Source organism: Cryobacterium sp. Y62, assembly GCF_002929785.1.
Classification (GTDB): Bacteria; Actinomycetota; Actinomycetes; order Actinomycetales; family Microbacteriaceae; genus Cryobacterium.
On the sequence record NZ_PJJK01000119.1, the window covers coordinates 125,695 to 140,043 of the forward strand.

General features: G+C 63.4%; 13 protein-coding genes. All 13 read right to left on the reverse strand.

Features of this window, described 5'->3' with window-relative positions:
• Position 1 precedes the first annotated feature (1 nt).
• The 13 genes from pstC to rsmI all read right to left on the reverse strand — a co-directional run bounded on the left by pstC (position 2) and on the right by rsmI (position 14,346).
• Positions 2 to 1,048: a phosphate ABC transporter permease subunit PstC gene (gene pstC, locus CXY71_RS18065; protein WP_233198444.1), complete on the reverse strand. Its 1,047-nt coding sequence runs from the start codon at positions 1,046 to 1,048 to the stop codon at positions 2 to 4.
• A 163-nt stretch (positions 1,049 to 1,211) separates the two neighbouring features.
• Positions 1,212 to 2,996 carry a PASTA domain-containing protein gene (locus tag CXY71_RS18070; protein WP_104138696.1) on the reverse strand — a complete coding sequence of 595 codons (1,785 nt, stop codon included), beginning with the start codon at positions 2,994 to 2,996 and terminating at the stop codon, positions 1,212 to 1,214.
• 28 nt (positions 2,997 to 3,024) lie between these two features.
• Positions 3,025 to 3,549, reverse strand: coding sequence for a hypothetical protein (locus CXY71_RS18075; protein WP_104138698.1), 525 nt, complete (start codon positions 3,547 to 3,549; stop codon positions 3,025 to 3,027).
• A gap of 178 nt (positions 3,550 to 3,727) precedes the next feature.
• Positions 3,728 to 4,387 carry a methionine ABC transporter permease gene (locus tag CXY71_RS18080; protein WP_104138700.1) on the reverse strand — a complete coding sequence of 220 codons (660 nt, stop codon included), beginning with the start codon at positions 4,385 to 4,387 and terminating at the stop codon, positions 3,728 to 3,730.
• A 1-nt stretch (position 4,388) separates the two neighbouring features.
• A complete protein-coding gene (locus tag CXY71_RS18085; protein WP_104138703.1) occupies positions 4,389 to 5,417 on the reverse strand; it encodes a methionine ABC transporter ATP-binding protein in 1,029 nt (342 codons plus the stop codon).
• Positions 5,418 to 5,532: 115 nt separating this feature from the next.
• The gene (locus tag CXY71_RS18090; RefSeq protein ID WP_233198443.1) at positions 5,533 to 6,438 is read right to left on the reverse strand and encodes a MetQ/NlpA family ABC transporter substrate-binding protein; all 906 of its coding nucleotides are present in this window, start codon (positions 6,436 to 6,438) and stop codon (positions 5,533 to 5,535) included.
• Between the two features lie 241 nt (positions 6,439 to 6,679).
• Positions 6,680 to 8,473: an ABC-F family ATP-binding cassette domain-containing protein gene (locus CXY71_RS18095; protein WP_104138706.1), complete on the reverse strand. Its 1,794-nt coding sequence runs from the start codon at positions 8,471 to 8,473 to the stop codon at positions 6,680 to 6,682.
• Between the two features lie 143 nt (positions 8,474 to 8,616).
• Positions 8,617 to 9,552: a 4-(cytidine 5'-diphospho)-2-C-methyl-D-erythritol kinase gene (locus CXY71_RS18100; protein ID WP_104138710.1), complete on the reverse strand. Its 936-nt coding sequence runs from the start codon at positions 9,550 to 9,552 to the stop codon at positions 8,617 to 8,619.
• 9 nt (positions 9,553 to 9,561) lie between these two features.
• The gene (locus CXY71_RS18105) at positions 9,562 to 9,762 is read right to left on the reverse strand and encodes a hypothetical protein (RefSeq protein WP_104138713.1); all 201 of its coding nucleotides are present in this window, start codon (positions 9,760 to 9,762) and stop codon (positions 9,562 to 9,564) included.
• Positions 9,763 to 9,894: 132 nt separating this feature from the next.
• Positions 9,895 to 10,692 carry a 16S rRNA (adenine(1518)-N(6)/adenine(1519)-N(6))-dimethyltransferase RsmA gene (gene rsmA / locus CXY71_RS18110; protein WP_233198463.1) on the reverse strand — a complete coding sequence of 266 codons (798 nt, stop codon included), beginning with the start codon at positions 10,690 to 10,692 and terminating at the stop codon, positions 9,895 to 9,897.
• Positions 10,693 to 10,850: 158 nt separating this feature from the next.
• A complete protein-coding gene (locus CXY71_RS18115; protein ID WP_104138719.1) occupies positions 10,851 to 11,867 on the reverse strand; it encodes a TatD family hydrolase in 1,017 nt (338 codons plus the stop codon).
• Positions 11,860 to 13,431: a methionine--tRNA ligase gene (gene metG / locus CXY71_RS18120; RefSeq protein ID WP_104138722.1), complete on the reverse strand. Its 1,572-nt coding sequence runs from the start codon at positions 13,429 to 13,431 to the stop codon at positions 11,860 to 11,862. The genes CXY71_RS18115 and metG overlap by 8 nt, the downstream gene beginning before the upstream one ends.
• A 51-nt stretch (positions 13,432 to 13,482) precedes the next feature.
• A complete protein-coding gene (rsmI, locus tag CXY71_RS18125) occupies positions 13,483 to 14,346 on the reverse strand; it encodes a 16S rRNA (cytidine(1402)-2'-O)-methyltransferase (RefSeq protein ID WP_104138725.1) in 864 nt (287 codons plus the stop codon).
• Between the last annotated feature and the right edge of the window lie 3 nt (positions 14,347 to 14,349).

Sequence of the window (14,349 nt, forward strand, 5' to 3'; positions counted from 1 at the left end):
CTTAGGCCTCACTATCGGCGCCGGAACGCGAACGGGCCACGATAGACGAAGCGGTGTAGTTGACCATCAGGGTAATCAAAAAGAGCACGAGGCCCGCCGCCATGAGCGCCGAGAGACCAAACTCACTCGACTCGCCGTAGCGCAGCGCGATGAGCGCAGACACCGAGTTACTGCCGGTCTTGAGCACCTGCCAGTTGATCGTGAAGATGGGCGAAATGATCATGTAGACGGCAATGGTCTCCCCGAGTGCTCGGCCGAGGCCAAGCATCGTTCCACCGATGATTCCACCGCGGCCAAACGGCAGAACAACGGAGCGGACCATACCCCAGCGGGTCGACCCGAGGGCGAAGGCAGCCTCACGCTCGCCGTTCGGGGCCTGCGAAAAGGCCTCACGCATAACGGATGTCTGGGTCGGTACGACCATCAGGCCCACGACGATTCCGGCGATGACGGCCGATGACGTGAAGGCGCTGGCTTCGGTCAAGACCTGACCGGAGGCATCCGTCACTTGAAAGAAGGGAATCCAACCGAAGTAGGTCGAGATCCAGGAAGCCACCGGAATGACGTTGGCCTGCAGGAAGAAGACGCCCCAGAGTCCAAAAACAACGCTGGGCACGGCCGCCATCAGGTCGACCAGCGTGATGAGGGTCTTGCGCAGCTGGCCCTGGGCAATCTCGGAGATGAGTAGTGCCGTGCCGAGGGCGAGCGGTACGGCAACGCACATCGCAATCAGGGCGATAGTGATGGTGCCAAAGAGGATCGACGCGATTCCGAAGACCTGGGTTTCCGGTGACCACTGCTGTTCGACCAGAAAGGAGAACCCTGACACCTGCAGGGCGCTGCTCGCCCGGAGCGAGAGGAACAGCCCGACGGCAAGCATGATACCCACCGTGGTCGCACCAGCCGTGACTGCGACCGACTTGAACACGGAGTCCGAGCCCGATGGCCGCGGAAGCAGAGACCGGCGCGGAGCATCGTCGAAACCGGGTGTCCAGCCCACCGACGTGGTCGGCTGGCCGAGCGGCTCAGTGGGGTTAGTCGTGGTCACGATGCGTCCTCAGTCAGTCTCGGAAAGTGGCTGAAACAGTAGGAGCTTCGTGGCCTGAGGTCGATTTTGATTTTGGAAAGTGAACAGCAGGTGTCAACTGGGTGATCCACTGGTGATCTACTGGTGATGGGAATACGTGCAGCGTCCGCTGAAGGTGAGAGACTCAGCCCGTGAACATTGTGGGTGTCGGAGTAGTGGTCTGCGTCGGGATTGGCGTGGGCGTTGGCGTGACCTCGGGGGTGTGAATGGGGGTCGGTTCCGGACCTGTTGACACCACTATCGTGACGATCTCGCCCAGTCGATGCACGATCCCCTCGCCGGGTTCGCTCGTCACAACCGTGCCAGGAAATGAAGCTGCGTTGGCCCGAAAATCGATCTGTGTGAGGAATCCCGCAGCCTGTAGCACGGTCATGGCGCCATCGGGCGAGCGGTTTGGAAGGGAGGGAATCAGGTTGAACCCCGAGGCGATTGTCAAGTCGATGGCCCCGCCGGAAACCACGCGAGTGCCCGCTACCGGTGCGAGCGCCAGCACGCTGTCACCTGGATTCGCTGAATTCTCCAGGGTGAGTGTTCCCACTCGCAGCCCCGCAGCTTCGAGCACAGCTTTAGCCGCCGCAAGGCTGAGGGACTCCAGCTCCGGGACGACGATCGAGGCAGCAACTGGGACCAGAGCCTGCTGCACCGGGGCAGCCACTGGCGGTGACACGCTGGGGGAAGCAACCGGGGCCTGGCTCGCGAAGTCATTTGCTGGCTGTCCCTGTCCTTGGGCAGCCAGCACCCAGCCCCCCGCCACGCAGGAGATGACGAGCAGAAGCGCAAGCCAACCAGCGAAACCGGGATGAGGCTGTCTCTGGCGCGAAAGCGCCCGCACGCCCGGCTCGTTGCCCCGAGCTGTCGCCGTCGCCGAGGTCAGCTGCTGCGCAAGAACAGAGGTGATCTGGTCGGCAGTGCCCAGTGCTGGCCCGGTGAGAATTCTGGTTCTCGCCTCCGTGCGGGAAATGCCCGTCGCTGCGAGCGATTCGATCGCCGAGAGCATGTCGCCGGCACTCGCAAACCGGCTTCCGCGATCCTTGAGCAGCGCCTTGACGACGATGCCATCGAGCGCGCGGGACACGCCCGACCTCACCACGGAAGGGACCGGGGGCGGAGACTGCGCGTGCGCGCGCAAGACTGCAGCAACCGTCTCTCGCGCAAACGGCGGCCGGCCGGTCAGGGCGAAGTAGAGCACCCCGCCCATCTGATAGATGTCGCCGCGTTCGTCGACCGCAAGTCCCTGCGCCTGTTCTGGTGAGAGGTAGTTCATCGTGCCGAGAACCCCCATCGGCTCGCCGTGTACGTCATTCGGCGCAGCCATTTCTGCGCTTACGATGACGGTGCTGCGCCCCGCAACGTCCGCCAGCCCGAAGTCGAGCAACACAACCCGTTCGGCCGATAGGGAACCGTCTGGTTCAGGCGCCACCATGATGTTGGCCGGCGACACGTCACGGTGGATGAGCCCCACGGAATGTACCGCGATAAGCGCCTGCAGCACTCCTCGAGCCATGGCAAGGGCATTACTGACAGATAGCGGACCATCTCTTTCCACTATCTCGGCCAGACTCGATCCAGAAGCAAGCGCCAGCGCAATCCAGGCTTGGGGTACGTCGCAAGGTTCCCCCGCGCTGTCCAGGTCACCGGCATCACAGTGCCGCACGTCGTCATCTCCCCCGATGTCGAGAACATTGATGACGTTCGGATGGCGTACCTCGGACGTCGCACGGGCCTCGGCGAAGAACGCCGCCCGGGACTCAATCGATCCGGACAGGTGTGGATGCAGAATCTTCAAAGCCACAGGCAGCCCCGAGACGACCTCGACGGCCGAGAAGACCGACGCTGTCCCGCCCGTGCCGAGCAGATCTCCGAGGCGATACCGGCCAGCGATAAGACCGTCAACGGAGGCATCCGTCATCGACGTTACCTACTCGAACGTCGCCGGGTCACCACGACAAGATTTTCGTCGCTTCTGCCTGCTTGCGTGGGCCGCCATTCTGTGGAACGGGCGCATCGGCTATGACCACCGCTTCGCCCAATGCCGCGATGGTTGCCGCCGCAGCTTCGAGGCTCGCGGCGGCAGCAGCAAACCAGCGACCGTTGGTCATCACGACTGTTTCGCCCAGCAATATGCAGAAACCGTGGGTTCCCGACGAGGGACCAATCACCGACGTAGCTCGCATTTCCGCCACGAGGCCCTGCAGTCGCAGAACGTGTGCCCGGGCACTCCCCAGCGAACTGTAGACCGACGCGCTGCGCCCGAGTTCTCGATTGTTGGGGGCGAGAAGGCGCCATAGTCCGGCCTGAACGGCGGCAACATCGGGCAACGTCCGGGCAATTGCCGGGCGAGAGACGGGCGTGACCGACGGCGAACCGGCGCTGATTTGACCACGAAGAGTCGCCCAGCCCTGAAGTCGCGGATCAGCCAGTGTGCTAAATGCCGAGAACACGATGTGACTTTTGCCTGGCATGCTGGCTCCCGTTGACAATGAGCACACACCTTGTCCGTCTATGTGGTGCGACGACTGGAGTGAACCCGGCTAGACGAGAACTTTCCGTCGCAAAGGTTGCGATTAGTTGGCTGACAGGTTGCCGGAAGATGAACGACGGGTGACTAATCGGAGCACCAGGGTCGTGTGGTCTCGGCAGCTACCGGCGCAGGGCTTTGCGCGCGAGGTAGTTCCCTAAGAATTGGACGAGCTGAACCAGCACAATGATCAGCAACACGGCGGCCCAGGTCACGATGGGGTTGAACTGCCGGTAGCCGTAGAGTAGGGAGAAGCTTCCCAAACCGCCGCCGCCGACGTAGCCGGCGACCGCTGACATGTCCACGAGCGCGACAAAGATGAACGTGTAGCCAAGGATCAGCGGTCCGAGCGCTTCGGGCAGCAATACCGTGAAGATGATGCGAATCGGCCCAGCTCCGACACTGCGCGCTGCGTCGATCACCCCGGGCGTCACCGTGAGCAGGTTCTGCTCCACGATGCGGGCCATGGCGAAGGACGCCGCGAGCGCGATGGTGAAGATGATCGCGTTATTGCCGATACCGCTGCCGGTGACAGCCCGAGCAAGCGGCTGCGCTGCGGCGAGAAATATAATGAACGGAATCGGGCGAACAAAGTTCACGAGCAGGTTGAGCACAAAAAACAGCGGTTTGTTCTCCAGGATGCTGCCAGCTCGGGTGAGATAGAGCCCGAGCCCGATCAGCAGTCCGCCGAGGCCGCCAAAAAACAGGGTGAGTGCGACGATGTAGAGCGTCTCGTAGGTGGCAGTCCAGAGTTCAGGCAGCAGATCGATCAGGGCATCCATGTCAGCGCACCTCCGTGACGGTCGTGAGCGTTCGAATATGCGCGAGCACGGTGTCGATAACCGGATCAGCTCCCGTGAGGGCGAGGGTCAGATGCCCGAACGGGCGCCCCTGAATCTCATTGATGCCGCCGTACACGACCTCAAATGCCACGCCCGCCCTCGACAGCTCGCCGAAGACGGCCGTCTGATCGACCGCGCTGTCGCGAAAAGCGAGGGTGACGATGCGTCCACTGTGCCGCGCGCGCAGCACCGCGAGCTCGTCGGGCGAGGGAACCCCCTTCACCACCGTCGAAACGAATCGAGCGGATGCCGCCTGTTGCGGATCCGAGAACACATCGAAGACGGGTCCGCGCTCGATAACCCGACCCTGGTCCATCACTGCGACCTTGGTCGCGATGGTTTGGATGACATCCATTTCGTGAGTGATCACGATGATGGTGACCCCGAATTCTGCGTTCACGCGTTTGAGCAGCGCGAGCACCTCATGCGTGGTTTCCGGGTCGAGGGCGCTTGTCGCCTCGTCGGCGAGCAGAATGCTCGGCTGCGTGGCGAGGGCGCGGGCGATGCCCACCCGCTGCTTTTGACCACCGGAGAGCTGGTCCGGAAATGACCCTGCCTTATCGGCGAGGCCGACGAAGTCGAGCAATTCGGCCACGCGGGCGGCGCGCTGCTCCTTGGGATGACCAGCCACTTCAAGCGGATAGGCCACGTTGCGGGCTACCGTGCGGGAACCGAGCAGGTTGAACTGTTGAAAGATCATGCCAATGCCGAGGCGCACCTGGCGCAGCTCACGCTCCCGCAGGGCCGCGATGTTTTGCCCGTTCACCCAAATCTCGCCGGAGGTGGAGTGTTCGAGCGCGTTGACGAGCCGCACCAGGGTACTCTTGCCCGCACCGGAATAGCCGATGATGCCGTAAATATCGCCAGCCTCAACATCAAGGCTGACACCGTCGATCGCCGTGACGCTCTCGCCGTCTTTGGTCGTGGGCGGGTATACCTTGCCCACGTTGCGCAGACTAACTACAGCCATCCGTTTGCCTCGCTCATTTCATACTTATAGCGCTGAACACAACAGCGCAGTCCGGGCCTCAAGCTCCCCGCGGACTGCGCTGTTCCCAGAACTGATGTCTATATTTGGAGGCTGTCTACTTGGCGGCCTTGATATCGGCCTGAACCGTCGCGAGCGACGCTGCCAGGTCGGCCGCCGGAGTGGTCACCATCTCGGCGGTGTCACCGGAGACAGCCATTACGCCGTCCTGTACGTCCTGGGAGTTCTGGTAGATCTCGATGAGCTTCAGGAACGTCTCGTTATTCTTGTCTACGTCACGCGAGACGAAGATGTTGATGTAAGGCAGTGCCTGGGGGTCGGTTGCGTCGTCGGTCGCGATGGCATCCTCGAATTTGAGTCCACCCTTCTCGGCGAAGTCATTGTTGATGACCGCGGCGGCGACGTCGGGCAGCGAGGCTACAGTGAGCGACGCTTCGAGGGCTGTGACCTTGACCTTTGAGGCCGCTTCGTCGATGTCGTCGAGGCCCGAGAAAATCGAGCCGCCGTCTTTCAGCACGATAAGACCGTTGGACTGAAGAACGACGAGCGCGCGAGCCTGGTTGCTATCGTCGTCGGGCACTGCGACGGTGTCGCCCTTGACGATGTCGTCAATACTGCCGTACTGCGTCGAGTACAGACCGAGCGGGTAGATCGCCGTAGCACCGATCGGGGCGAGGTTCTCGTTGCTCGCCTCGTTGTACTCGGCGAGGTAGACGATATGTTGAAACTGATTGATGTCAATCTCGCCAGCGGCGAGGGCCGGGTTCAGCTGTGGGTACTGCGCAAAGTCGACGATCTCGATCTCAATGCCCTCGGCCGCGGCGGCCGCGGTGTAAACCTCCCAGTACGGGTCGCTTGCTCCGACGACGCCGATCTTGATGGCGTCGCCGTCGGTGCCGGCGGCCGGCCCTTCGGAGGCCCCGGCGCAGCCGGCCAGCAGGGCGACTAGCGGTACGACGGCGAGTGCGGCGAGCACGCTCTTAATAGTGGCAGTCTTCTTCACGATGATTCCTTCAGGTGAGTTCAGTTTCAGATGGCATGGGTATTGCCTGCAGCGGATACCCCCGCAAACGAAATAACGCATCATTTCGACTGTTTGCGGGCACGTAAAACCCACCAGTCAAACAAGGGGATGTGCCCACGCGGGGCGATGTACCGCGGCTGCGCAGGTACCCCTTAACGATACGTGCCGAAGCTGCGACGCGTGGGCTGCTTCGACACACTGCGTCACAGCTTCTGCGACATCAACCCTCGATCAACTCGGTAAGTTCGACCCAGCGGGTTTCGAGCGCTGCGATGGTCTCTTCGAGTTCGGTCAATTTCATGCCGAGGGTACCGAGACCGGCAAAGTCCGACTGATCATGTGCGGCCAACTTCTCGTGCTTCTGCGCAATACGTTCCTGCAGCTTGACCATCTTTCGGTCGATCGAGCCAAGCTCCTTCTGGGCGTTGCGCAGTTCGGCCCCACTCAAGGTGGGAACATTCTTGGTCTTGCTCGAAGCATCCGTCGGCGAACCAGCTGCCGGACCGGCAACGGCCTGACGGCGCACCTCGAGGTACTGGTCGACGCCGCCGGGCAGGTGACGAAAGTCGCCATCCATGACCGCGTACTGATTGTCGGTGACGCGCTCGATCAGGTACCGGTCGTGCGAGACGACGAGAAGGGTGCCGGGGAAGGAATCCAGCAGGTCTTCCATGGCGGCGAGCATGTCTGTGTCGAGGTCGTTGGTGGGCTCGTCGAGAATGAGCACGTTGGGCTCGTCGAGCACGATCAGCAGCAGTTGCAAACGACGCTTCTGGCCACCGGAGAGGTCCTTGACCTGGGTGGTGAGCTGGGCACTGAGAAAGCCCATGCGTTCGAGCATCTGACCGGGTGTGATCTCCTTGCCGCCGGCCATGTAGCTCGTCTTCTGGCGGCCGATGACGTCGCTCACGCGGTCGTTGCGAATCTCATCGAGTTCGAACAGCTGCTGGGTGAGCACGGCGACTTTGATGGTCTTGCCGCGCTTCACGTGGCCGGTCGTGGGTTGCAGGGTGCCGGCGACCAAGTTCAGCAGGGTGGACTTACCGGCACCGTTGACGCCCATGATACCGGTGCGCTCACCCGGCGCGATGCGCCAGGTGATGTCGTTCAGCACGGTCTTGTCGCCGAACTTCACACCGATGTCGATGAGGTCGACGACGTCCTTGCCGAGACGCTGCATGGCCATCGACTGCATCGAGACAGTGTCGCGGGGCGGCGGCTCGTTTTCAATCAGCACGTTGGCAGCATCGATGCGGAACTTGGGCTTCGCTGTGCGGGCCGGGGCGCCGCGGCGCAGCCAGGCAAGCTCCTTCTTCATGAGGTTCTGGCGTTTGGATTCGACCACGCTACTCATGCGGTCACGCTCGACGCGCTGCAGAATATAGGCGGCGTAGCCTCCCTCGAAAGGCTCGATCAGGCGGTCGTGCACCTCCCAGGTGATGTTGCAGACCTCGTCGAGGAACCACCGATCGTGGGTGACGACCACGAGTCCGCCGCTCTGAGCGGCCCAGCGGGTCTTGAGATGGCCGGCGAGCCAGGAGATACCCTCCACGTCGAGATGGTTGGTGGGCTCATCGAGAAAGATCACGTCGTAGTCGCCGATGAGCACGGCGGCGAGGGCTACCCGTCGGCGCTGGCCACCGGAGAGGTCGTCGACGAGGGCGTCCCACGGGATATCTCGAACCAAGCCGCCGATGACGTCGCGCACCTTGGCGTCGCCCGCCCAAACATGTTCTTCGATGCCGCCGACTATGGTGTGTCCGACGGTCTGACCGGAGGCAAGATCGTCGGACTGGTCGAGCGTGCCGATGGTGACGCCGCGCCGACGGGTGACCCGGCCCTCGTCGGGCTCCATCCGGCCGGCCAAGAGGCGCATAAGAGTGGACTTGCCGTCGCCGTTCTTGCCGACGACGCCGATACGGTCGCCTTCGTTGAGGCCGGCGGTAACGCTGTCAAAGATGACGCGGGTGGGAAATTCGAGGTGCAGGGACTCAGCCCCGAGAAGATGTGCCATAGCCTCCGAGTTTACGGCACGCCGCAGCCCTCAAATCAGCCAGCACGACTTCTGTACCTTGCCACCATGCTTCGCAGCTCCCCCGGAATGACGCGGGCGTTTCGCAACTGTCCAGCAGATTGCAGGAGTTATGCCGGGAGGGGCTAGTCATTGATCAAGCGAGCGCCATGCACGGGACCAGTGGCTCGCACGACGCGCAAGCGGCTGGCGGAGAGCGCGACCTGCAATTCGAGCGCGCTGTCGGCATCCGCTACCAGAAAGGCAACCGTTGGGCCGGACCCGGACAGGATGCCGGCGAGCGCGCCATTCTCTTCACCGAGCTGTAATACCTTGCCCAGGCCCGGCGCGAGGTGCAGCGCGGGGGCCTGCAGGTCGTTGTGCAGAACGTCAGCGAGCATGTGCGGGTCGCCGGCCCGCAGTGCCTGTAGCACATTCGCGTCGACAGACGGCTGATGCTGGGCCGGGAAGATGTCTTGTGCGTGGCGGTCGCGGTGCCGATCGAGTTCCTGATAGACACCGGGCGTGGACATGCCGAAATCCGCCAAGGCGAGGACCCACTGAAACTTCCCCTTGGCCAGGGCCGGGCTGAGCTGGTCGCCGCGGCCGGTGCCGATGGCGGTGCCGCCGGTGAAGGAGAACGGCACATCGGCGCCGAGTGTAGCCGCGATGGTGAGCAGTTCATCCTTGGTGGCGGTGGTGCCCCAGAGCGCGTCGCAGGCGAGCAGGGTGGCCGCGGCATCGGCCGATCCGCCGCCCATTCCGCCAGCGATCGGCACGTTCTTTTCAATCTCGAGGTGCACACCGCCGCGGTAGCCAGCCTTGCGAGCGAGGGCCCGAGCTGCCTTAATAGCCAGATTCGTTCCGCCAGTGGCGAGCCCGGAGGTGTCGATGCTGCCGCTGAATTCGACCGAGAAGTCGGTAGCGGGGCTGGCACGCACCTCTTCGAACAGGGAGACTGCTTGATAGGCGGTCGCGAGGTCGTGGTAACCGTCTTCCATGACGGCACCGACCTTGAGAAAGACGTTGATTTTGCCGGGGGCCCGCGCGTGCACAACAGGGGCCCCCACAGTCGTCGTCATGCGTTAAACCTAGCCCAGCTGCATGGCCGCTATCGACGCAGCGACCACCAGCCGCGCCTGCAGCGCCACCTTGGCCGGAACAACATCGGCGGAGTCGCCCAGCCGCTGGTGGGTGAGCAAAACGGATGTTCGGTCCGCTTTGCTCGGGCTAGCCGTCGCCAGCACCGTCTGTCCGCCGTCCAACGCCCACCGGGCAGTCAGGTCATTCATGGCCCGACTTTCCGATTGCGCAGCCCGCAGCGGTGTGTCTGACACACCGAAACGCTATCAAGCTGCCCCGTTCGGCGCAAAACTTCGAGTCAACGGGTTTCTAAAGTTGGTGCACCGTGCCGTGCAAGTCTTCTAGTTCTCGGTCCAGACGCGGGCGATGGCGAGAAAGTCGTGCACGGTCAGCTGCTCGCCGCGCGTCGTCGGGTCGATTCCAGCGGCCGTCATGACAGCGGATGCCGCACTCGAATCCCCGAGAACGACAGAGAGTGACTGCCGCAGCATCTTGCGACGCTGCTGAAAGGCCGCGTCGACGAGCGCGAAGGTCTTGAGGCGCAGTGCTTCGGATTCGAGGGGAGCCTCGCGGCGTTCAAAGGCGATCAGGATCGAGTCGACATTGGGTACCGGCCAGAACACCTGACGGCTTACCTTGCCCGCGGTGCGAAAATGGCCATACCAGGCAGCCTTCACGCTCGGGCTACCGTAAACCTTGCTGCCGGGCGGGGCTGCGAGACGCTCACCAACCTCGGCCTGCACCATGACAACACCGGCCCGAATAGATGCGAAGCTCTCCAGCAGGTAGAGCAACACCGGCACCGAGACGTTGTATGGCAAATTCGCGACGAGCCGGGTGGGGTCTCCGGGCAGCTTGGTGATCTTCAGTGCGTCCGCGCGGATCACCGTGAGCTGGGCATCCGGCTGCATCAATTCGACGGTGAGCGGCAGCTGCTCGGCCAGTCGGTCGTCGATTTCGACGGCGACGACGCTGGCGCCGATTTCGAGCATGCCGAGGGTGAGCGAACCGAGTCCGGGCCCAACCTCGACGACGGTGTCGCCGGGTGCTACGGCGGCGACCTTAACGATTCGCCGAACGGTGTTGCCGTCGATGACGAAGTTTTGGCCGAGCTTCTTGGTGGGGTTGACGCCGAGCATCTCGGCGAGGTCGCGAATCTCGGCCGGGCCGAGGAGGGTCTTCGTCGGCTTCTTCAGGATGGCCGGGTCAGCCGGCAGCTGCGGCGTCGGAGCGGGTTCGGCCGCTGCCACCGTGACGCGCGGGGCGACGGGAATGTGCTCCGCGGAGTGACGGCCGGTCATGCCAGGCCGCCGAGCGGAGGCGGGGCGGAGTTCTGCTCGTCGATGCGACCGGTTCCGGGCACGACCGACCGGGCGGCAAAGGCTGCGGTGACGGGCTCCGCATCCCAGCGGCCGTAGACCAGCTCGGTGTTGGCGGTGATTTGCGCGGCGAGCAGGGACACATCCGTTTCAAGGTGGGCAGCCATGCCACGCAACGTGTTGGGCAGTAGATACGGCGCGTTGGGCCGGCCCCGGTAGGGCAGCGGTGTGAGGAAGGGCGCATCCGTTTCAACCAGCAGCAGGTTGCGCGGCGCGGTGATCAGGGCGGCGCGCAGGTTATCGGCGTTTTTGAACGTGACGTTGCCAGCGAAAGACATGTACCAGCCTTGCGCGGCACACAGCCGAGCCATGTCGGCGTCACCCGAGAAGCAGTGAAAGACGGTGCGTTCGGGAGCGCCGACCCGAAGCAGCGTTTCGATCACGGCCTCATGGGCATCACGGTCGTGAATCTGCAGCGCCAGGTTGTTCTCCTTAGCGATACGAATGTGCTCTTCAAAGGAGCGAAACTGGGCGGCGCGGCCTTCTTCAGGCGTGCGAAAGAAGTCGAGTCCGGTCTCGCCGATGGCGACGACACGCGGCTGGCTGGCGAGTTGGTTGATCACCGCGAGGGCGTCGTCGAGGGTACCGGCTTCTTCAAGTGCAGGGGCCTCGTTGGGGTGGATGGCAACGGCAGCGAGCATGCGCGGCTCGATTAGCGCCGCGGCGGCCGACCAGCGTGACGTTTCCACGTCGCCGCCAACCTGGATCACGCCCCGCACTCCAACGCTCGACGCGCGGTCGAGCTGTTCCCGATAGCTGAGCGGATACTCACCGTCTGCGATTTCGAGATGGGTGTGGTTGTCGTAGATGGGAATCGTGAGCGGCTCGGGAAGCGGCGGGTAGCTCAGGTCACGGCCGGCAGTGTTTTCGCGGCGGCGAATGGCACTGCCGTAACCGTCGATGCCTCCGTCAAGCCCAGGCAAGTCATTAGGCATCGGTCGGCTCCACGATCGATTCGATGCGCGGGAACAGCGGTTCAAGGGCGCTGACCTGGGCGCCGCCAGTCCACTCCCAGGCCCGATCGAGGCGCTGGTCGGCGAGGGCGCCGTCGCCGCCGAGGGCGGTCCACAGCTTGCCGGTGGCGATGGGAATGACCGGCGAGAGCAACACGGTGAGGGTGCCGAGACCGCGCACGGCGGTGTGCAGCACTGTCTCCAGGCGGGCCCGGGTTTCCGGGTTCTTGGCCAGTGCCCACGGCTCCTGCAGGGTGATGTAGCCGTTGAGCTCGTCGACGAGTTCCCACACACTGGCGAGGGCGTCGTGGATGGCGAGGGTCTCGATGAAGGCACCGGCGGCATCCGTCACCCGTTTTTCCGTCGCCGCAATCACGAGGTCGTCGCCGGCGAGCTCGCGGGCGTCAGGCACGATGCCGTCGCAGTAGCGCACGACCATGGCGATCACGCGGGAGGCGAGGTTGCCAAAGCCGTTGGCCAGCTCGGACTGGTAGCGGGCCGAAAGGTCTTCCCAGCTAAACGATCCGTCCTGACCGAAGCTGATAGCGCGCATGAAGTAGTACCGAAAAGCGTCGGAGCCGAAGGTGTCTGTGATCTGGCTCGGGGCAATACCGGTGAGCTTGGACTTGCTCATCTTCTCGCCACCGACCAGCAGCCAGCCGTGGCCGAAAACCTGCTTGGGCACCTCAATTCCGGCGGCCATGAGCATGGCCGGCCAGATGACGGCGTGAAAACGCAGAATGTCCTTGCCGACGATGTGGGTGGCGGGCCAGCGGCTTGCAAATTTCTCATCATTCTGGCCGTAGCCGGCCGCGGTGATGTAGTTGAGCAGTGCGTCGAACCAGACGTAGACAACGTGGGACTCGTCCCACGGCACCTTGATGCCCCAGTCGAAGCTAGAGCGGGAGATGGAGAGGTCGCTCAGGCCGCGCTTGACGAAGGACATGACCTCGTTGCGGGCCGCTTCCGGCTGCACGAAGTTGGGGTTCTCTTCGTAGAGGGCGAGCAGCCGCGCGGCGAAGGCACTCATCTTGAAGAAGTAGTTCTTCTCGTGCAGCAGTTCGACCGGCTTGGAGTGGATCGCGCAGACCAGCTGACCGGCGTACTCGCCGGTGCCGTCGACGAGATCGGTGGTCTGCTTGTATTCCTCACAGCCGACGCAGTAGTAGCCCTCATACTCGCCGGTATAGATGTAGCCCTCGTCGTGCAGGTGTTGCAGAAACTTCTGCGCGTTCACCTCGTGGCGCTCGTCGGTGGTGCGGATGAAGTCGTCGTTGGCAATGTTGACGGTCTCCAGCAGCGGCTTCCACGCGGTCTCGACCAGACGATCGGCCCATTCCTTTGGTGTGACGCCGTTGGCGGTGGCGGTGCGCAGAATCTTCTGGCCGTGTTCGTCGGTGCCGGTGAGCAGCCAGGCGTCCCAACCCGACTGCCGGTGCCAGCGTGCAAGCACGTCGGCGGCGACTTCGGTGTAGGCGTGCCCGATGTGCGGCACATCATTCACGTAGAAAATGGGCGTGGTGATGTAAAAAGAGCCTGCGGACATGCGTTCATCTTATGCGGGGAGGGGCGAGCGTCTCGCCCCGTTACTCCCTGATCAACCCAGCGGAAAGGCCGATCGGTCGGGTTTCGGCGTGATCGCGCCGGTTTTGGCCTGCAGCGCGTGCTCGTAGAGTTCGCGTTTGCCGAGCCCGCTGGCCGCCGAAACGTCTGCTGCGGCCTCCTTCAAGCGGATGCCGCCTGCCACCAGTTCGAGCACCTCGGTCACTCCCATGGCCAGGTCCAGGACCCGCACTGAGGCTCCCGCAACGACGATGCAGATCTCGCCGCGCACCCCCGCCGCCGCCCACTCGGCCAGTTCGCTCGCCGTACCGCGTTTGACCTCTTCGAAGAATTTGGTCAGTTCGCGGCAGACCACGACGCGGCGGTCAGGGCCGAGGGTAGCGGCGAGGTCTAGCAGCGAGTCCGCCAAGCGATTGGGCGATTCGAAGAACACCATGGTGCGGCGTTCGGCGCTGAGATCGCGCAGCAGTTTGACCCGTTCGCCGTGTTTGCGCGGCAGGAACCCCTCGAAAGTGAACCGGTCGGTCGGCAGCCCGGACACGGCGAGGGCTGTCAGCACGGCGGACGGACCGGGCAGCGCCGTGACCTGCACGCCGGCGGCGACCGCGGCATCCACTAAATGAAAGCCGGGATCGGAGACGGTGGGCATGCCTGCATCGCTGAGCACCAGAATGTCCGTGTCGCGGGCGAGTTCGACCAGTTCGACCGCCTTGCTTCGTTCGTTGTGGTCGTGCAGAGCAATGAGTCTGGGCCGATTCTCGATGCCGAGGGCCTTAAGCAGGTGCACGGTGACGCGGGTATCTTCGGCCGCCACGATGGTGATGGTGCTTAGTGTCTCGATCAGGCGCCGGGAAGCGTCGCCGAGGTTTCCGATCGGGGTGGCAGCAAGAATGATCATGCT

Bases quoted from the DNA above. Each gene is read 5' to 3' on its own strand.
- CXY71_RS18100 (WP_104138710.1), bottom strand. From the start codon at position 9,552: ATGACGACGACTGTGGGGGCCCCTGTTGTGCACGCGCGGGCCCCCGGC.
- rsmA (WP_233198463.1), bottom strand. From the start codon at position 10,692: ATGCTCGGCGTCAACCCCACCAAGAAGCTCGGCCAAAACTTCGTCATC.
- CXY71_RS18085 (WP_104138703.1), bottom strand. From the start codon at position 5,417: ATGGCTGTAGTTAGTCTGCGCAACGTGGGCAAGGTATACCCGCCCACG.
- rsmI (WP_104138725.1), bottom strand. From the start codon at position 14,346: ATGATCATTCTTGCTGCCACCCCGATCGGAAACCTCGGCGACGCTTCC.
- CXY71_RS18105 (WP_104138713.1), bottom strand. From the start codon at position 9,762: ATGAATGACCTGACTGCCCGGTGGGCGTTGGACGGCGGACAGACGGTG.
- CXY71_RS18075 (WP_104138698.1), bottom strand. From the start codon at position 3,549: ATGCCAGGCAAAAGTCACATCGTGTTCTCGGCATTTAGCACACTGGCT.
- CXY71_RS18070 (WP_104138696.1), bottom strand. From the start codon at position 2,996: ATGACGGATGCCTCCGTTGACGGTCTTATCGCTGGCCGGTATCGCCTC.
- CXY71_RS18095 (WP_104138706.1), bottom strand. From the start codon at position 8,473: ATGGCACATCTTCTCGGGGCTGAGTCCCTGCACCTCGAATTTCCCACC.
- CXY71_RS18115 (WP_104138719.1), bottom strand. From the start codon at position 11,867: ATGCCTAATGACTTGCCTGGGCTTGACGGAGGCATCGACGGTTACGGC.
- CXY71_RS18080 (WP_104138700.1), bottom strand. From the start codon at position 4,387: ATGGATGCCCTGATCGATCTGCTGCCTGAACTCTGGACTGCCACCTAC.
- metG (WP_104138722.1), bottom strand. From the start codon at position 13,431: ATGTCCGCAGGCTCTTTTTACATCACCACGCCCATTTTCTACGTGAAT.